The 18,670-nt window shown below is 34.9% G+C and carries 22 protein-coding genes; 5 read left to right on the top strand and 17 right to left on the bottom strand.

Features of this window, described 5'->3' with window-relative positions; all coding sequences use genetic code 11:
- Window positions 1-99: 99 nt before the first annotated feature.
- Window positions 100-1,368 carry an imidazolonepropionase gene (gene hutI / locus MKY69_RS03100; protein WP_003106379.1) on the top strand — a complete coding sequence of 423 codons (1,269 nt, stop codon included), beginning with the start codon at window positions 100-102 and terminating at the stop codon, window positions 1,366-1,368.
- Between the two features lie 34 nt (window positions 1,369-1,402).
- Here the strand turns inward: hutI and MKY69_RS03095 are convergent, their stop codons facing one another.
- Window positions 1,403-2,164, bottom strand: a complete 762-nt coding sequence (locus tag MKY69_RS03095) for a tryptophan-rich sensory protein (RefSeq protein WP_003105214.1) — start codon at window positions 2,162-2,164, stop codon at window positions 1,403-1,405.
- A gap of 124 nt (window positions 2,165-2,288) precedes the next feature.
- On the opposite strand from MKY69_RS03095, the gene MKY69_RS03090 reads away from it, so the two are divergent.
- Window positions 2,289-3,323 carry a DNA glycosylase AlkZ-like family protein gene (locus tag MKY69_RS03090; protein ID WP_013793747.1) on the top strand — a complete coding sequence of 345 codons (1,035 nt, stop codon included), beginning with the start codon at window positions 2,289-2,291 and terminating at the stop codon, window positions 3,321-3,323.
- Window positions 3,324-3,348: 25 nt separating this feature from the next.
- Complete coding sequence (locus MKY69_RS03085) at window positions 3,349-3,489, top strand: hypothetical protein (protein ID WP_003103556.1); 141 nt, start codon at window positions 3,349-3,351, stop codon at window positions 3,487-3,489.
- A gap of 19 nt (window positions 3,490-3,508) precedes the next feature.
- On the opposite strand, the gene MKY69_RS03080 is transcribed toward MKY69_RS03085, so the two are convergent.
- Together MKY69_RS03080 and MKY69_RS03075 are read right to left on the bottom strand one after the other, a co-directional pair.
- Window positions 3,509-5,158: a peptide ABC transporter substrate-binding protein gene (locus MKY69_RS03080; RefSeq protein ID WP_003103889.1), complete on the bottom strand. Its 1,650-nt coding sequence runs from the start codon at window positions 5,156-5,158 to the stop codon at window positions 3,509-3,511.
- A gap of 204 nt (window positions 5,159-5,362) precedes the next feature.
- Window positions 5,363-5,575, bottom strand: coding sequence for a YdbC family protein (locus MKY69_RS03075; RefSeq protein ID WP_003102937.1), 213 nt, complete (start codon window positions 5,573-5,575; stop codon window positions 5,363-5,365).
- A 121-nt stretch (window positions 5,576-5,696) separates the two neighbouring features.
- On the opposite strand from MKY69_RS03075, the gene MKY69_RS03070 reads away from it, so the two are divergent.
- A complete protein-coding gene (locus MKY69_RS03070) occupies window positions 5,697-6,008 on the top strand; it encodes a hypothetical protein (RefSeq protein WP_004234593.1) in 312 nt (103 codons plus the stop codon).
- Between the two features lie 26 nt (window positions 6,009-6,034).
- On the opposite strand, the gene MKY69_RS03065 is transcribed toward MKY69_RS03070, so the two are convergent.
- The gene (locus MKY69_RS03065; RefSeq protein WP_003105933.1) at window positions 6,035-7,324 is read right to left on the bottom strand and encodes a peptidase U32 family protein; all 1,290 of its coding nucleotides are present in this window, start codon (window positions 7,322-7,324) and stop codon (window positions 6,035-6,037) included.
- Between the two features lie 50 nt (window positions 7,325-7,374).
- A complete protein-coding gene (locus tag MKY69_RS03060; RefSeq protein WP_004234595.1) occupies window positions 7,375-8,301 on the bottom strand; it encodes a peptidase U32 family protein in 927 nt (308 codons plus the stop codon).
- Window positions 8,302-8,457: 156 nt separating this feature from the next.
- On the opposite strand from MKY69_RS03060, the gene MKY69_RS03055 reads away from it, so the two are divergent.
- The gene (locus tag MKY69_RS03055; RefSeq protein WP_003106368.1) at window positions 8,458-8,742 is read left to right on the top strand and encodes a DUF3270 domain-containing protein; all 285 of its coding nucleotides are present in this window, start codon (window positions 8,458-8,460) and stop codon (window positions 8,740-8,742) included.
- A gap of 29 nt (window positions 8,743-8,771) precedes the next feature.
- Here MKY69_RS03055 and MKY69_RS03050 read toward each other — a convergent pair whose 3' ends face one another.
- From MKY69_RS03050 to MKY69_RS02995, 12 genes are all read right to left on the bottom strand, one after another.
- Window positions 8,772-9,302, bottom strand: coding sequence for a YtxH domain-containing protein (locus tag MKY69_RS03050; RefSeq protein WP_003102478.1), 531 nt, complete (start codon window positions 9,300-9,302; stop codon window positions 8,772-8,774).
- Window positions 9,295-9,702 carry a DUF948 domain-containing protein gene (locus tag MKY69_RS03045; protein ID WP_003105569.1) on the bottom strand — a complete coding sequence of 136 codons (408 nt, stop codon included), beginning with the start codon at window positions 9,700-9,702 and terminating at the stop codon, window positions 9,295-9,297. The genes MKY69_RS03050 and MKY69_RS03045 overlap by 8 nt, the downstream gene beginning before the upstream one ends.
- Before the next feature lie 15 nt (window positions 9,703-9,717).
- A complete protein-coding gene (lgt, locus tag MKY69_RS03040; protein WP_003104954.1) occupies window positions 9,718-10,497 on the bottom strand; it encodes a prolipoprotein diacylglyceryl transferase in 780 nt (259 codons plus the stop codon).
- A complete protein-coding gene (gene hprK / locus MKY69_RS03035) occupies window positions 10,494-11,426 on the bottom strand; it encodes an HPr(Ser) kinase/phosphatase (protein ID WP_003102519.1) in 933 nt (310 codons plus the stop codon). The genes lgt and hprK overlap by 4 nt, the downstream gene beginning before the upstream one ends.
- Before the next feature lie 190 nt (window positions 11,427-11,616).
- The gene (locus MKY69_RS03030) at window positions 11,617-11,889 is read right to left on the bottom strand and encodes a PspC domain-containing protein (RefSeq protein ID WP_003103187.1); all 273 of its coding nucleotides are present in this window, start codon (window positions 11,887-11,889) and stop codon (window positions 11,617-11,619) included.
- A 60-nt stretch (window positions 11,890-11,949) separates the two neighbouring features.
- Entirely contained in the window at window positions 11,950-12,390 is a 441-nt protein-coding gene (locus MKY69_RS03025; RefSeq protein WP_013793743.1) for a SprT family protein, read from the bottom strand.
- Window positions 12,377-14,509, bottom strand: coding sequence for a Tex family protein (locus MKY69_RS03020; protein WP_004234599.1), 2,133 nt, complete (start codon window positions 14,507-14,509; stop codon window positions 12,377-12,379). The genes MKY69_RS03025 and MKY69_RS03020 overlap by 14 nt, the downstream gene beginning before the upstream one ends.
- Window positions 14,510-14,610: 101 nt before the next feature.
- Window positions 14,611-15,264 carry a phosphate signaling complex protein PhoU gene (gene phoU / locus MKY69_RS03015; RefSeq protein ID WP_003102956.1) on the bottom strand — a complete coding sequence of 218 codons (654 nt, stop codon included), beginning with the start codon at window positions 15,262-15,264 and terminating at the stop codon, window positions 14,611-14,613.
- A gap of 15 nt (window positions 15,265-15,279) precedes the next feature.
- Window positions 15,280-16,032 carry a phosphate ABC transporter ATP-binding protein PstB gene (pstB, locus tag MKY69_RS03010; RefSeq protein ID WP_003106366.1) on the bottom strand — a complete coding sequence of 251 codons (753 nt, stop codon included), beginning with the start codon at window positions 16,030-16,032 and terminating at the stop codon, window positions 15,280-15,282.
- The gene (pstA, locus tag MKY69_RS03005) at window positions 16,032-16,850 is read right to left on the bottom strand and encodes a phosphate ABC transporter permease PstA (RefSeq protein WP_003105386.1); all 819 of its coding nucleotides are present in this window, start codon (window positions 16,848-16,850) and stop codon (window positions 16,032-16,034) included. Before pstA ends, pstB begins: the two co-directional genes overlap by 1 nt.
- Entirely contained in the window at window positions 16,843-17,706 is an 864-nt protein-coding gene (gene pstC / locus MKY69_RS03000) for a phosphate ABC transporter permease subunit PstC (RefSeq protein WP_003104511.1), read from the bottom strand. The genes pstA and pstC overlap by 8 nt, the downstream gene beginning before the upstream one ends.
- Before the next feature lie 66 nt (window positions 17,707-17,772).
- Window positions 17,773-18,654, bottom strand: a complete 882-nt coding sequence (locus MKY69_RS02995) for a substrate-binding domain-containing protein (protein WP_340790949.1) — start codon at window positions 18,652-18,654, stop codon at window positions 17,773-17,775.
- Window positions 18,655-18,670: the final 16 nt, after the last annotated feature.

Below are 18,670 nucleotides of genomic sequence, written 5' to 3'. Positions count from 1 at the left end.
CTTAATTTTTTTATTTTTCTATTTTTTTGACAAAAATTAGACGGTTTCCAACTACTATTTAGATGATAGATAAATAATAGAGTAAAAGGAGAATAAAATATGTCTGCTGATTTACTGTTAGTTCATTTTGATCAAGTCTTTTGCCCTCAAGATATGGGGCATCCATTATATGGTGATCAAATGAAAAATGCTCAAATATTAGACGATGGCTATATTGCTATCAAAGATGGGAAAATATTAGCTGTTGGCTCAGGACAGCCAGATTCAGATTTAATTGGTCCAGCGACTAAAGTTAAATCATATGAAGGGAAAATTGCCACACCAGGTTTAATTGATTGCCATACTCATTTAGTTTATGGTGGAAGTCGTGAACATGAATTTTCCAAAAAATTGAATGGCGTCTCTTACTTAGAAATTCTTGCCCAAGGCGGAGGGATCCTAAGTACGGTTAAAGCAACCCGAGAAGCTGACTTTGATAATCTCTATCAAAAATCGGCTCAATTATTAGACTACATGTTATTACATGGAACTACTACTGTCGAAGCAAAAAGTGGCTATGGTTTAAACTGGGAAACTGAAGAACGTCAATTACAAGTTGTTAAACAATTAAATGCTGACCATCAAATAGACTTGGTTTCAACCTTTATGGCAGCCCATGCGATTCCAACTGAGTACAAAGGGCATTCAAAAGATTATTTAGATCATATTATTAATGAGATGCTTCCTAAAGTTAAAGATGAAAACTTAGCTGAATTCTGTGATATCTTCTGTGAAAAAGGTGTATTTACGGCTGATGAATCTCGTTATTTACTGTCCAAAGCAAAAGAACTTGGCTTTAAATTGCGTATCCATGCTGATGAAATTGAATCAATTGGCGGTGTTGATGTTGCTGCTGAGCTTGAAGCAGTTTCAGCAGAACACTTAATGATGGCGACTGATCAAGGAATCGAAAAGATGGCAAAAGCAAAAGTCATTGGAAATCTTTTACCAGCTACTACCTTTAGCTTAATGGAAGATACTTATGCACCTGCTAAAAAAATGATTGATGCAGGAATGGCTATCACTTTATCAACAGATAGTAATCCTGGTTCTTGTCCAACTGCCAATTTACAATTCGTTATGCAATTAGGCTGCTTTATGATGCGACTCACGCCAATTGAAGTTCTAAATTCAGTTACCATTAATGCTGCTTATTCTGTAAATAGACAAGAAACAATCGGAAGTTTTGACGAAGGCAAAATAGCTGATATTGCGATCTTTAATGCCAATAATATTGATTATCCATTCTACTTCTTTGCCACAAATCTCATCCATCATGTTTATAAAAATGGTAAACTTGTTGTTAAAGAAGGTCATATTACAAAATAAAAAAAGCTTTTACGGTTTTCCGTAAAGGCTCTTTTTATGGTTTTTTGATGATTTGATAAGATTGATAAATGAAGACCAAAGCTAATATAACACTAACTGCAATAGCAATGACAGCCATAATCATCTGTTCGGGTGAGGCACTATTATTATGGTTAGCAGTGTAAATGAAATAGGCTGCCCAAGATATGGCTAATAGGATAAATGGATTTTTATCTTTTCTCACTAGGAAGATAGCTAGAGCACTAATAACAATTAATACCAATCCCGAAACCAAGGCATTTGGTGCCTGTACTCCAAATTGCGTTTTTTTGAAGAAAGCAGCTATATTAACTAAGCTAGCAATAATTAACCAACCAGTATAAATCCCAAAGGTAAACTTAGACAGTGATAAACCATCATCAAGTTTTCCTAAATAATGACTGATAACCAGTAAAAGTAAAGCATAGATAATAATGGCAATTGTAGAAAGACCAATCAAATCGTTGGTAAATAAAATTGTCCATAAGATATTAAAAATAAATGTTCCCATCAAAAATGGATAAATAAGATCTATTTCTTCCTTGATTTTATAGCTCCATTTGAAATAATAAATGATCAATAAGAGAAATAATAAACCATAAATCACTGACCAAATAGAAAAAGCTTGGCTACTAGGGGTCAAAAAATTATGATATTTATCAGATAAATCTTTCTGACTCATCCCTGTTAAAAAGCCGATGGCTGACAGAAAATTAAAGACGAGTGTCAGAATATAAGCAACAAAAAGTGACTTTATTCTATTTGCTTCTTTTTTCATAGTAAAACCTCCTTTTTTTCATATTATAAAATAATTTCTAATAAATTACTTAATTTTAACATGATATAAAGGTGCCCCCAGGCAATTATGGTACAATGAAAGGAAAAACAGTTAAGGAGAAAAAATGCTTGAATTAAGTCGCCAAGAGATAATTAGTCAACGATTATATAATAATGGATTAGTGGAAAAACTTAAATCTATTGATCATCTCTTAAGCAAATCCCTAGGCATCCAAGCTCAGTATATCAATCATGCCCTATTCAATATTTCAACTCGCCTTGACCCTGATAGTTTTCATTCCTTTTCAGAATTAGAAAAAAAGAGTATCTTAGCATGGGGACAACGCCAAACCTATCATTTTTATCAAAAGGAAACTTGGCAAGACATTGTAATTTCCCTAGCAGAACAAGAACTTTGGCCAAAAAAATTACTGACAGAAGCTGGCATTAACCTGGAACTTGTCAGCCAAATTCTTGAAGATTATCTGATTGATAAAAGAACTCGGCAAGAGGTTCTCGATTTTTTTGGACCAGATCACAAAGTCCTCTTTCAATGGAGTGCCCTTTTTCTTCTTCATTCCCGACAAGGCCAACTCTATCATACCTGGACCACCCAAAATGACCGCTTTGTCCACTGGCACCAATTAAACCAGACAACTTCTGCTCCTTTTCAAATGGAATTGCTACTGCACCGCTATTTTATCTTTTATGGACCAGCGACTTTAGCTGATGCCGCTCATTTTTTTGGTATTAAGCAAAGCCATTTAGCTAAAATACCACTAAGCAATTTACAAGCAACCACCTATCAAGGGAAGAACTACTACTTTGATAGCTATCATGAGCAAGTCAGTCTGCCAGAAATTGTCGTCCTGGGAAAATTCGATCCTTTGTTGATTGCTTACGCCAATAAAGATTTGCTCATTGACCAGGATATGCAAGCAAAAGTTTGGAAAAAAGCCGGACAAATTTCAGCTATTATATTGAAGAAAGGTAAATTAGTTGCAACTTGGACCTTTTCAAATAAAAAAAGTGACATTAGTTTTACTGTGGAAGTACAGGGTAAGTTACTTAAAAAAGATAAAAAGCAAATTGAATCTGTCTTTAAGACCTATTGTCGTCAAATGAAAAAACAGCTCAAATCTATAAGCTATCTTAACTAATGTTATAATAGTAAAGGAGGAAATAATGAAAAAAGAATATATTAGTTATTTATCTGGCACAATTTTTTTAATCTACGGACTAGTCAGCCATAAACTGATTTTTACAGTCTTAGCAATAGCCTTACTTATTATTGGTTATGCTGATCATCTCAAAACAAAAAAATAACTCCGAAGAGTTATTTTTTTTATTTTGTTTTATAAGCATGTGTGAAGTCAACATCAAGTCCAGTTGAGTTACGAACTAATCCTTTAATATTAGGGTTTTGAAGACCTTCATTGGCAAGATAATATAGCGGGCTATAGTGAGCACCCTCATATAAAGCTTTTTCTGCCGCTTTGTAATCATCTGCTGCTGCATCTTTATCCAAAGCATTCGTAGTTAATGCACTCTCATAAGCAGCATCATACTCAGGGCTCTTAATTTTACCATAGTTGTAGTCAGAATTTGATGTGAATAATCCATAGAAGGTTGATCCTTCAGGATAATCACCACCCCAACTAACAAAAGCTATCTCAAAGTTTTGTTCTGAAGTATCTTTAAGACGTTGTTTGAAGGTTACAAATTTTTCTTCAAGTGTCAATCCAGGTAGATTTTTCTCCCAAGATTCTTTGATGTAATCCACAGCAGCCTTCTTCATAGGATTATCTGAATCAGCTAACATGGTCAAGGTTAATTTTTCAGTTCCAAGTTCTGCTAATCCTTCTTTAAAAAGTTTTGCTGCTTTTTCTTTATCATATGTGTAAGGTTGTGCAGTGTATTCACCTAAATCTTTACCATTGGTTAATTTTTCTAAACCAGTCGGTGCTAGAGAGCTTGCCGCTTTAGAACCTGTATCTGCAGCAGCTTTAACTAATCCTTCACGGTCAGTAGCGAGGTTAAGTGCTTGACGGATTTTTTGATTAGTTAATGCTTTCACAGAACCAGTTTCATTATAAGCTAAGTAATCTGCACGGGCTTCTGGAATTTTGATGTTGTCTTTATTGTTTTTATTAGCATTGTAGATTGCTGATGTTCCAGAAATATTTGCAAAGTCTAATTGACCTTGTTTGTACATTTGAACCGCAGTATCTGGTTTTTTAATAGCTTGTACTTTTACAGTTTTGGTTTTAACATTTTTGGCATCCCAGTAATATTTGTTTTTTATTAGTTTAAAGCTACCACTAGTCCCATTCCAATCTTTGACAACATATGGCCCAGAATATAATTGTTTTTCAGAACTTGTACCATATTCTTTGCCTGCTTTTTCAACAAATTTCTTTTGTTGTGGCATAAAGTTTGAGAATGATAAGAGACTTTCAAACTGTGGTGCGGGAGTGTCCAAAGTAAAGATAATTTTATTACCATCAGCCTTAACACCCAATTTAGTGAGATCTTTTTCCTCACCTGCGATGATTTTATCAGCATTTTGTAAGTGAGCATCCGTTGTTAAATAAGCATATTCTGACGCAGTCTTAGGATCAACCATACGTTGCCATGTATAGACAAAGTCATCGGCAGTCATTTTGCTACCGTCCGACCATTTTAAGTCGTCACGCAAAGTAGCTGTATAAGTCTTACCATCTTTTGAGATATCGACTTTAGTAGCTAAATCTGGAACAAGTTTACCATCTTTACCGACGCGAAGTAAGCTACTACCAGAATTCCCAATCGCCATCGCTGAGTAGCGGTCAGTATTTTTGGAAATATCTAGTGTAATAATTTCAGTAGGTGTATACCAATTGATGGTATTTTTATCTCCAGATTTTGATGCAGAGTTTGAGTTACCACACGCTGCTAAAGTTGAGACCGTTACTAAAACGAGTCCAGCCGTTGTTAATGTTTTCCATGCTTTCATATCCCTATTCTCCTAATTGAATACTCAACTTAATCTTTAAGTTATGATTTACATGATATCACAAATATTCTGAATTGACAAACAATTTCAAATATTTTCTAAAAATTAGATTGAATTACATATTTACTCATTATTCGTGTAATTTTTAATCACTTATTAGCATAGAGTGAATAAAAATAAGACACCTTATGCAGGTGTCCTATCTTATTTTGTAAATTCTTTGACCAAAAGATTAAATTCTTCATTGGTCAGGGTAACCCCTTTACCCATTTTGGTATGATCTGGGCTCCAAGTTCGAATATCCCATTTTGCTGGTGCACCATTAAATGATACACGATTTAGTTCTTTAGTCCAGCCTTTATCATTCTCAGATAAAGTAATTAAATGTTCTTCAATTTCAAAAGTAAATTCAGCCATTTTTCCTCCTAATAAATAATTCGAAAAAAAGAGAAAAATTTCTATCTCTTTTCTTTAAAAAATAACAATTTTGCGATAAAATACTATAAAACTATTCTAACAATTTATAAGGAAAATGGCTATGAAATCTCTTGCAAATATAATAAAGTCATCCCTTTATGATTTTATTGACGGACACTCCCATTACCCCCACCAACAGGACAAACAAAAACCTATTTCACTTCAGTCAAATAAAAATATAGCTACTATTAACGAGGCTATGGAAAGCAATACTCCCGTTCATCTTATTTGCTCAGAAAAGGACCTAACAGGTCTGATTACCAAATACAATAAAGAAATAGGACAGCTCATCTTAAAAAACAATAATGTGACACAAATAGTCACCATTTCTGAAATTAAAAAAATATCCATACTACCAAAAAACAAAGCATGAAAACTCCTCTTCATAGAGGAGTTTTGTTATGCTCTTACTGTTTGGCTAGTGCCATCTTTTTTATAAAGATTGACTAATCCTTCTTTACAGGCACGAATCATATCACCTGCTTGAACAGCCTGTGGCAATTTAATTGTTAGTAATGCCATTGGATTTGGTGCACGATTAATTTTGTTACCTTGATCATCATGTAAATCAACTACTTCTGTTTCAAAATGTCTGAATCCTGGACCATAAAACTCAATTTTGTCCCCTTCATGAATAACATTACGTTGACGGATTGTTGCTAGCATGGTTGATGAATCAAATGAGACTACTTCTCCAACAAATTTATATTGTGGAATTTTACGGCGAGCTCCAAATAACTGTTCATTCTCAGTTGGCGTTCCATAATAAAAACCTGTTGCCAATTCGCGCTGAGCTACTTTCCATAGTTCATCAATCAATTCATCTTTAATGGCAAAGAATTTTTCTGGACTTTCCATATAAGCATCGACTGCTGCCTTATAACAATTGGTAACAGTTGATACATAGTGAATTGATTTCATGCGACCTTCAATTTTAAGGCTATCAACCCCATTCTCAATTAAATCAGGAATATGGTCAATCATACACATATCAACTGATGACATTGAATAATCTTCAGGAATTTCACCTTTTAAAGAACGTCTTTCAGAACCAAAAGGCAATTCATAAAGATCATATTTCCAACGGCAAGATTGTGAGCAACCACCACGGTTCGCATCGCGGTGACTCATGTGGTTAGAAAGGACACAACGTCCTGAATAAGAAATACACATTGCTCCGTGAACAAAGGCTTCAATCTCTACCTCTGTACGTTTTCTAATCTCAGCTAACTCAGCCATATTTACTTCACGAGCTAAAACAACACGTGTTAAGCCCATTTCTTTCCAAAACTCAAATGTTTCATAGTTTGTTGATGAAGCTTGAGTTGACAAATGAATTTCTAAACCTGGTGCTTCCGTTGAACAGATAACTATTAAAGCAGGGTCTGATACAATAACGGCATCTAAGCCCATATCTCTTAATTGACGGAACCATTCACCTGCTCCTGCTTCATTACCTTCATGTGTAACCATATTGGCTGCAACATAGACTTTAGCATCATGAGCGTGAGCATAATCAATTCCTTCTTGCAATTCTTCCATAGAAAAATTACCGGCACGACTACGTAAACCGTAAGCTTGTCCACCGACAAAAACTGCATCTGCACCATAATCAATAGCAACTTTTAATTTTTCTAAAGTTCCAGCTGGTGAAAGGACCTCTGGACGTTTTTTTTCTGTATTTGACATTTTTTATCCTTTTTTCTCTCGACTGTTGAGCATCAGCAATTCTTCAAAAATTACTTAACCGTTTTCGGATCAAACTCATAAAATCCGGTATCTAAGTCACGACCTTTTGGATGAAGTCTTTTAAGTTCTTGATCAAGTTCTTCTGCTTTTTCTTGGCTAAATTCTCCAGCCAAAATTAGCTCGCGCGCCTCAATAAAGAGTTTAGTAATAGCTAAGAAGTTATCACCCGGACAGTATATCCCATCCAATTTCCAATTATTTAAGTTATGGCTGTGCAGTTCTTCCAATTTGGTCATCATATCAATGTCATTGTTGATAAAGATGTGCGTCCCATGGTTGTCCTGATAAATGGAATAATGGCTCTCGGCATCACCAGGTTCAGCAAGGAATAATCCGCGTTCTCTGGTTGTTTCATCATCAATATGAGTGAAATTATAGTAATTTTCGATCAGTGGACGTTTTGAATGGTGTATAACCGAGGCTCCATAAACTAATACTTCAGCTGGAAATTCAACATTTTCAGCTAAGGTAAATAATTCTGCTGAAGGGATTTCACGAGCTAATACAGTTTCTACTGCTCCATGTTGCCCCCAAAAATTGACCTGACGACTTGATGTCACGAAGACAGACGTGTCATAAATTAACTTAAAGTTATAGCCATCACGCTTATTAACATAAAAGAGTCCAGCATCACCAACCACTAAGTAATCAACTTGAATTTCTTTCATTAAATCTAGGAAAGGTTTAATGGCATCCATCATTCCTTGGTGCATCAGTGCGTTACAGGCCACAGTCAATTCTTTTCCTGCCGCATGCACGATTGTTGCAATTTCTCGTAATTCATCATAAGTGAAGTTATGAGGAAGTCTTAATCCGTAATCTTTTTCTCCAACATAAATACGGTCTACCCCAAGTGATAACAATGCTTTAACGTGTTCAATACTTTCAGCTGTTGCTGTAATAATTATTTTTTTCATATAAAGATTATTATATCAAATTTTGGAGGCCTTGGAAGCATATTTCTTGTCAATTCTTGAAAACTGTGCTTTCATTTTTTAATTTTCAAAAAAGAGATGACAAATTGGAGAATTTGTGATAAAATGACTTAGTATCTCGAAGGAAAGGAGAGGACTATGCCATCACCATTAAGAAAAGAAGAGCATTTTGAACAATTACAGGATTATCAGAATGAAACTCCGAAATTTCAAGAATTTCAAGAACTTAATGCACCTAGTGCTAAATTAGAAGAATTATTCTTTTTTGCTGCGATTGCAATTTTTAGTTTAGTCACTGTCTTATTTGCATTTGTCCTACTCGCATTAAACTTTTCTCCGATATGGGCATTTTTGTTCTCAGGCATAATCAGCTTTAGTATCACAAATGTTCTCAAAAAATCTGTTAAAAATCTTATCAAATAAAAAAAGTTTTGGGAAAACCCAAAACTTTTTTATATTTCTGAATGTAACTCTTCTTCTTCACGTTCAGACTTAGCTGATGCATCTATAATTTCTTCTGAAAAAACATCTGTATCTGAAATCAAATCTTCTGAAGTGTTCATCACTGGAGCTTCCTCATTGATATCAGAATAATCAATGATTACATCTTCTTCATTAAGAACAACATCTTCAGTAGTCATTGTTTGATCATCTGTCATATCTTTTTCTTCTGTAAATTGTTGGCTTGTCTTATTAACAAATTGATTTGTTTTTTGTTTAACTGCTTCCATTACTTGTTCAGGAGTAATCTCACCAGTTTCAAATTTATGTTTATAATCATTAAATGTTTCTTTTGCAAGGTTAGTATATTCAGTACCTTTTTCTTTTGCCATTTGATGATACTCTTCTGGGTTTTCTTTATAAGCATCGTATGCCTGTTCAGCACGGCTTTTAATTTCTTTTCCTTTTTCTGTTGATAAGAAATAGGCAGTTGCAAGTCCAGTTGCAGTACCAATAACTAATGATTTAAGTAGATTACTCATAACTTTTCTCCTTTTTACCAAATACTTTTGAGGCCATTTTACCTACCATGGCAGTTTTACTAACTTTAGAAACACCACTTGTTGCTGAGCTAGCATGTTGTCCCAAAGTTCTTGCATGAACATTTAAATCAGAAACACTTTCTGATAAATCTGCAATGGCAACAAATAAGGGATCAATTGTTGATACTTTACCATTGACATCTTCAACTAAAACATTTGCTTTAGCTAAGATTTCATTAGTTTGATAAAGAGTTACATTGACATCACTGGTTAAAACAGAAATTGTCTTCTTCGTTTCATCAATTGTTTCTGATACCTTTTTAAGAACAATAATTAAAAAGATAACGAGTGCAACAAATGCAAGTGCGATGATAATTAATGCAATACCTACTAAATCCATATTTTCTCCTTTAGCTTATTCCTGATAGAAAGGAATATTTTTTTGTGCTCTTCTTTTGATAACAAAAGCAAGACCAATTACAATAATAATAATTGAAACAATTTGTGAAACTCGGATTCCTAAGAACATTAGACTATCCGTTCTCATGCCTTCTATAACAAGTCGACCACAACCATACCAGATGAGATAAAAAGCAAAGATTTCACCTTCTAAGAGAAACTTAGGTTTTCTTCTCAAAACAATGATAAAGATAAATCCAAATAAATTCCATAATGACTCAAATAAAAAGGTTGGAATTCGGTAACTTCCGTCTATAAACATTTGTTGTTTTATGAAGTTTGGTAAATAATTTAAACTTTTTACTGCTTTGCCATAAGCTTCTTGATTTACAAAATTACCCCAGCGACCAATAGCCTGCGCAATCATTACACCAGGAACTGTAACATCCAAAAATCTTATGGGATCAATAGCTTTATTATAGGTGTAAAAATACAAGACGATGGCACCTGTGATTAAACCACCGTAGATAGCAATCCCGCCATTCCAAATGGCAAAAATTTCATTCAGGTGCTGAGAATAATATGACCATTCAAAGGCAACATAATAAATTCGTGCACCAAGAATAGATAGTGGAAAGGCAATCAAAATAAAGTCAATAATATCGTCACTAGGCAATTTTTTGTGTGGAGCTTCTTTTGAAGCTAAGTAGACTCCTAACAGCAAACCCATCATGATACAAATCGCGTACCAATGAACGGCAAATGGACCAATTTTAAATGCTATTGGGTCAATCATTGGTTTTCCTCATTCTGACTAATCAAATTCGTTAATCTTTCTTCAAAAGTTTTAGTCGCATCAAATCCCATTTGTTTAGCACGATAGTTCATCGCAGCTGCTTCAATAACAACAGAGACATTTCGCCCAGTTTTAACTGGAATTCTAATTCGTGGAATTTTAACGCCGGCAAAATCAACATCTTCATTACCATTGCCAAGACGATCAAATATTTTCCCTGCTTCAAAATTTTCTAAATAAATAGCCAACTGAACTTGTGAAGAATCTTTAACAGCACTAGCTCCATAAAGTGACATAATGTCAATAATGCCAACACCTCGAATTTCGAGAAGATGTCGTAAAATCTCAGCAGGCTCCCCCCAAAGTGTCTCTTCGTCTTTCGCATAGACATCTACTCGGTCATCAGCAACTAAACGATGACCCCGCTTTACCAATTCCAAACCAGTTTCGCTTTTACCTATACCAGAGTCCCCTTGTATCAGAACACCCATACCATAAATGTCCATCAAAACACCGTGAACACTTGTTCGTTCTGCTAATGATTCCCCTAAGAAATAAGAGATTTCACCTAATAATCGACTAGTAGATGTTTTACTTTTTAAAAGAACAATATTTTCCTCTTTAGCTGCTTGAATCATTTCATCAGGTATTGGTAAATCTCTAGAAACGATCACAGCTGGTGTTTCTTTTTTAAACATCTCTCTTAAAACTGAATAACGGTTATGAGAAGTCATTTTTGTCAAATATGACCATTCCTTCATCCCAAAAATCTGAATGCGTTCAGGTGCATAATAATCAAAATAACCGGTCATTTCAAGCCCTGGTCTTGATATGTCGGATGTTGTGATTTCTTTTTCAAATAATTCATCGGTGCCATAAATAATTTCAAAACGAACCTTATTAATGAGCATCTTAACTGTAACTGACATAATATCTCCTTTTTTATATTATATCATACTTGAATTGTAAACCCTTTAATAGAGTCACTTTAAAGTATCATAAATATAAAATTTTAGAGAAAAAGACTTCATGTCAGTCATAAAGTCCTTCTTCAAATCAATAGGTTGTGTCTTTAATTCATTATTCCCCTGTTCAAAAATAATAAGTTAAAGAAAATTCTTACCAGAACCAACCATCATCTTCATCGTCAACCACTTCGGCATCCTTACGACGTCTTGGCCCATTATTACGTTTTTTAGCAATTAGATCCTCTTTATAAGGCAAAAAGATAGCTAATAAAATGTAAATAACAAATCCAAAGCCAGTTGAATAAATTAGCAGGGCTGCAAAAACGCGTGCAATTGCTAAATCCCAACCATATTTATCAGCTAAGCCAGCAACAACACCTGCAACCAACCTGTTTTTGCGCTGTTTGTAAAAAACTGTATCCATTGCGCACTCCTCCTTTGCTGATTTTCTTCTATATTATAATACCTATTGATGATAAATAAATCAGTCTTTTGACTGATTTATTTTGACTATTTTTCCTTGACAAAAGCCGCAAACATATTTTCGCGTGTTTATCTGTCGTCTTCTTGTAAAATGATGCCTACAAGACTTACATATATAATGAATTTTATTGAGTTTTTGACTAATTGGGGCATAGCGCAAACCATCGACCTGGGCTAATAGATCTTTAAAATCTTGGTCTCGATGTCGGAAACCTTTTTTGGCCATATAGAGATGGTAGTGACAGAGCTCATGCCTAACAATTTTCCGAAAAATCTCAGGACCAAATTCTTCATAAAGATTAAGATTAAAATCTAAGTGACCATCATTGGGGAAAAATCTTCCACCTGTTGTTTTTAAACGATTATTCCAATGGGCCTCGTGTTCGAAGCTTTGTCCAAAATCCTCTTTGGAAACCTGCTTTACATAATCAGTTAGATTCATTTGGCGCTAATAAACTAAGGTTAACTTTGTGACGGTCAAGATCAATTTTAGAAACCCATACAGTCACCAAATCACCTACGGAAACTACCTGACTTGGGTGATTTACAAATGTCTTACTCATTTCGGAAATATGAATTAAGCCATCTTCATGGACACCAACATCTACAAAAGCACCAAAATCGACAACATTGCGAACAGTCCCTTCCAGTTTTTGACCAATTCTTAAATCTTTTAAATCTAAAACATCTTGACGTAATACTGGCGTTTGGAATTCATCCCGAAGGTCTCTTCCTGGTTTGAGTAAATCACTGATAATATCTTTCAATGTCTCAAAACCAATTGACAACTTCTCAGCCATCTCCTTCTTATTCACTGCTTTTAATTTGTCTTTTGCTTGGTCGTCTAATCCCTTAATATCTAATTCTTTAAATAATTGCTTAACAGCTGCATAGGATTCTGGGTGAACCCCTGTATTGTCGAGAACATTTTCACCATTTGGAATCCGCAAAAAACCAGCAGCTTGCTCAAATGCCTTTGCCCCTAGACGTGGAACTTTCTTAATAGCCTCACGGGAAAGTATACGTCCATTTTCCTCACGGTACTTAACGATATTTTCAGAGATTGTTTTATTAAGTCCAGAAACATGAGACAAAAGCACTGAACTGGCTGTATTGATATTAACTCCAACTTGGTTAACCACGGTATCAACGACGAAATCCAAATTATCCGTTAATTTTTTCTGGCTAACATCATGCTGATATTGACCGACACCAATTGACTTAGGATCAATTTTTACTAATTCTGCTAATGGGTCTTGCAATCGCCTTGCGATTGAAATGGCAGAGCGTTTTTCGACCGTTAATTCTGGAAATTCATGTCTTGCTAGTTCAGACGCTGAATAAACAGAAGCACCGCTTTCATTCACGATGACATATGAAGTACTTGGAAAGTCCTTAAGAATTTCAGCTACAAAAGCTTCGCTTTCACGGCTAGCCGTGCCATTTCCAATCGCAATAATTTCAATTTGGTAGGTTTGAATTAATTCAGCTAATTCTTTTTTTGCAAGTTGAATTTTTGCTTGTCCAGCAGGTGGTACTGGGTAAATGACGTGAGTTGTAATTAATTTACCAGTTTGATCGACAACTGCTAATTTAGCACCAGTTCTATAGGCTGGGTCAAAACCTAAAACCATTTTCCCTTTTAATGGAGAAACTAACAAAAGGTTTCTTAAATTCTCTGAAAATAATTGAATAGCACCGTCTTCAGCAGCCTCTGTTAATTCACTGCGAATCCGACGTTCCATGGTAGGAATAATTTTTTTCTTTAAGGCTTGTGAGATGAGATCTTCAATATAAGGATTTTTCTGCTTGAAACGGACACTGAAAAAACGCAACATTTTATCAATGTTATGTTCAAAGGAAACTTTGAGCACACCAAGTTTTTCACCACGGTTTAATGCAAGTGTCCGATAGCCTTGCATTTTGGAAACTTTATCAGAAAAATCATAATAAATTTGAAAGACATTTTTATCATCAAGTGATTGGTCTTTTAATTGCGAAACAAGCTGACTATAATTCCAAATTTCGTTATAAGTCCATGAGCGCAGCTTAGCATCTTCTGACATTGCCTCAACTAAAATATCAACAGCTCCTGACAAAGCTTTTTCTGCAGTAGGAAAGGCTTCATTTGTATATTTTTCAGCCTCTACTTCTAACTGGTCAGCATCTTGTAAGATGAGACGAGCCAGTGGGAACAATCCAGCTTCACGAGCAATTGTTGCTTTGGTCCTTCTTTTCTCTTTGTAAGGCAAGTAGAGTTCTTCAACATCAGCTAGTTTATCTGCTGATTCAATAGCTGCTCTAAGTTGATCAGATAGTTTGCCCTGCTCAGCAATTTTTGCCAAAACAGTTTCTTTTCGATTTTTTAAGGCTGTTAAAGATTTTTCAGTATCAATAATAGCTTTAATGGCAACTTCATCCAAATTACCCGTCACTTCTTTTCGATAACGTGCAATAAATGGAATGGTATTTCCTTCAGCTGTTAAATCTAAAACGTCTTGAATTTGTTTTATTGAGATTGCTAATTGCTCAGCAATTGTTTCGATAATTTTATTTTCCATAATAAGTATATTATACCATAAAATGGCTATTTAATGGGCTTTTGGCATGTTATTTTAGTTAGTAATTAACAATAAAAAAAGATGCCTAGGCACCTTTTTTATTAGTTTAATTCGACAATTTCGCCTGTTTCTAAATAAACCAAACGTTCGCAAATATTTGAAATATAATCAGCAAAACGTTCAATATGACCCATCATGTAAAGGTATTCTGCTCCGTTACGAATTGAAGTTTCTTGCCCTTTCATTTCAGTCATGATTTCCTTAGACGTTTTATAATATAATTCATCAATAGCTTCATCTTGTTTAGCAATTTCAATTGCTTTTTCAATTTTACGTTTAGGAAAAGCAGCTAATAAGTCTGATAACATTTTCAGTGCTTTTTGACCGGCATCGTGAATTTGTTCTTCGATTGTATCTAAGGTATCGACTTCTTTCAAACGAATAATTGATTTTGAAATCCCAGCCATATGGTCACCCATACGTTCTAAATCAGAACAAGCTGACATGATTGTAATTACAAAACGAAGATCTGTTACTTGTGGTTGTTGTAAGGCTAAAATACGTGCACAAGACATCTCAACATCAATTTGTGCTTGGTTAATCAATTTATCATCTTCAATGATTTTTTCAGCCATTTCTTTATCTTTTGCTGCTAATGCTAATAATGCTTTAGAAGCTGATTCAATAACTGCTTGACCCAATCCTAAAAATTGTTGCTCTAAAAGTTGAAGTTCTAATTCAAATTGCTCTCTCATGTAAAAGTCCTTTCTCTAACCGAAGCGTCCAGAAATGTAGTCTTCTGTACGTTTATCTTTAGGATTTGTGAAAATTTCTAATGTATCACCGAATTCACAGATTTCGCCAGTTAGGAAGAAAGCTGTTTTATCTGAGATACGTGAAGCTTGTTGCATGTTATGAGTTACAATAATGATGGTATAATCCTTTTTCAAGTTTTGCACAAGATCTTCAATTTTCAAAGTTGAAATTGGGTCTAATGCTGATGTAGGTTCATCCATTAAAAGAACATCAGGTTCTACTGCCAAGGCACGTGCGATACAGATACGTTGTTGTTGACCACCAGAAAGTGACATTGCATTCTTTTTAAGATCATCTTTAACTTCTTCCCAAATCGCTGCGCCCTTAAGACTTTTTTCGACAATTGCATCAAGTTGAGCTTTATCTTTAACACCATGTGTTCTAGGGCCGTAGGCTACGTTATCATAAATAGACATCGCGAATGGATTGGGTTGTTGGAAAACCATTCCGACACGTTTACGTAAGCTATTCAAATTCATATCTTTTCCATAGATATTTTTGTCATCTAAAAGAATGTCTCCTTCGATACGACAACTAGGAATCAAATCATTCATACGGTTCAAAGTTTTCAAAAATGTTGATTTACCACACCCTGAAGGGCCAATCAAGGCTGTAATTTTCCCTTCTGGTAATTCAATATCAACATTTTTAAGGGCATGAAAATCCCCATAATATAATTCAAGGTTTTTTACGGAAAAAGTTCCCATTATTTAGATGCTCCTTTCACAAGGCGACGAGATAAAATTGTAGAGATAGCATTTATAATCAATACTGTAATAATTAAAATAACACCAGTGGCATATGCTTCTTTAACATGAAGACCTTCACTAGATAACATATACATATGTAAAGCGAGTGAACGTCCAGAAGACATAATAGATGTTGGTGCATTAGTTGAAGTCCCTAATGTATACATAAGAGCTGCCGTTTCACCAACGATACGACCAACTGCCAAAATAACACCTGCTAAAATACCTGGCATGGCAACTGGTAAGACAATTTTGAAAACAGTTCTCAATTTCCCAGCTCCAAGCCCAAAACTGGCTTGACGCATGCTATCACTTACAGACATCAAAGCTTCTTCTGTAGCTCTGATAATAACTGGAAGAACCATAATAACTGATGTCAAAATCCCTGACAATAATGAATATTGGAACTTCATAAAGACAACAAAGAAAAGCATCCCGAATAGACCAAATACAATTGATGGAATCCCAGCTAATGTATCGGCAGCAATACGAATCAGTTTAACCCATATTGAGCCTTTTTTAGCATACTCGACTAAGTAGAATCCTGCAAATACACCAATTGGCAATGCAATCAAAAGTGAGCCAAATACTAAAATTAAAGTAGAAACAATTGCTGGCATCAGTGAGACATTATCACTAGTGTATTTCCATTCAAATAGTGAAGGAGTAATATTTGGTAAACCATTAACCAAGATAAATCCTACGATTAGAAAAAGTGATCCAAATGTAAGTAAGGTAAAAAGGTAAACTAAAGTTTTTAAAATATATTTACTCATTTACTGATTTTCCTTTCATATAAGAGAACCACGCATTAATTAGAAGGATAAAGATAAATAATACAGCAGAAGTCGCAATCAATGCTTCTCTATGTTGACCAGAAGCATAAGCCATTTCTAACACGATATTTGTTGTCATTGTTCGAGTGCCTTCAAATAATCCTGTTGGAATAACTGGTTGATTCCCAGCGACAAGAATAACAGCCATTGTTTCCCCAATTGCACGACCAATACCTAAAATTATTGCTGAAAAAATACCTGATTTAGCAGCTGGAACAATAACACTAAAAATAGTGCGTTCATGACTTGCTCCTAAAGCAACACTTCCAGAATAAAAAGTTGCAGGTACTGTTCGAATAGCTGATTCAGTCAAACTAATGATAGTTGGTAAAATCATAATCCCTAATAACAATGATGCTGTGATAACGGACATCCCGTTTCCAGCAAATGTTCTAATCCAAGGAACCATTAATTGTAAACCAAAGAAACCATAAACAATTGATGGAATTGCAGCCATCATATTGACTGCACCTTTTAGGAAACCATAGATTGGTTTTGGACAGTAATAAACCATAAAGACAGACGTAAAAATTCCAGTAGGCACACCGACAATAATAGCTCCTATGGTGATTAATAATGAACCAACAATCATTGGTAAAATACCAAAGCTAGAAGGTGTATTTGAAGGAGACCAATTTGAGCCAAATAAGAATTTAGCAACACCGTATTTTCCGATAAATGGTAGTCCATTCATAAATATGAAGATACAGATTAATGATATAGCAACAATTGACATCGCTGCACTAAGGAAGAATAGAATTCTGAAGAATTCTTCTTTGAACGCTTGTTTTTTCACGCGCTATCCTTTCTAAATGAATGAAAGTAAGGGGGACAAAGGTGTCCCCCTTACACTTTCTTAGACTTATTTTGCTTTATCCCAGCTAGTTACTTTACCAGTAAATACATCTGTGATAGATTTCATGCTGATTTCTTCTGCTTTGTTGTCTTTGTTAACAACAACTGCAATTCCATCAAGTGCGATAGCATCATGTTTTAAGTCTTTGCCTTCTTCAGGAGTAAGTTCACGAGACACCATACCAATGTCAGCTGTTTTTTCTTTAGCAGCTGTGATACCTGCTGAAGATCCATTAGCAGTGATATCGATTGTTAGATCTGGATTTTCTTCTTTGTATGCTTCAACTAGTTTTTCCATAAGTGGTGTAACTGAAGTTGAACCAACTACTGAAAGTTTACCTGACATTTTTTGTGAAGTGTATTCTTTCATATCATCTTTAGCTTCAACAAATTTATTATCTGTTACAACTGCTTGACCTTGTTTAGAATGAATGAATGCTACGAAGTCTTTTCCTAAAGCTGATAAGCTGTCGTTGTAAACAATGTTGAATGGACGTTGAAGTGGGTAGTCGCCATCTTTAACTGTTTTAGAGCTTGCTTCCACTCCGTCAACTTTAAGTGCTTTTACATTATCATTAAGTGAACCAAGTGAGATATATCCTACAGCATCTTTATTACCAGATACTGCTGAGATAACACCTTCTGTACTGTTTTGAACAACTGCTGATTTAGAAGTGTTATCAGTTTCTTTATCACCATCTTTTTTCAAAATACCAGTAATTTCAGTAAATGCTCCACGTGTTCCTGAACCATCTTCACGAGTGATGACTTCAATTTTTCCACCTGATGCTGATGTATCAGAAGATTTTGAATCGTTGTTGCCACAAGCAACTAAGCCAAGACTAGACAAACCGAGAACTGCGAGAGTAATCATTTTTTGAATTTTCATAAGTTTCACCTTTTAA

This window comes from Streptococcus sp. FSL R7-0212 (assembly GCF_038007985.1).
Classification (GTDB): domain Bacteria; phylum Bacillota; class Bacilli; order Lactobacillales; family Streptococcaceae; genus Streptococcus; species Streptococcus parauberis.
Note: the sequence above shows the minus strand (reverse complement) of the source record. Positions and strands in the feature narration are given on the sequence as shown.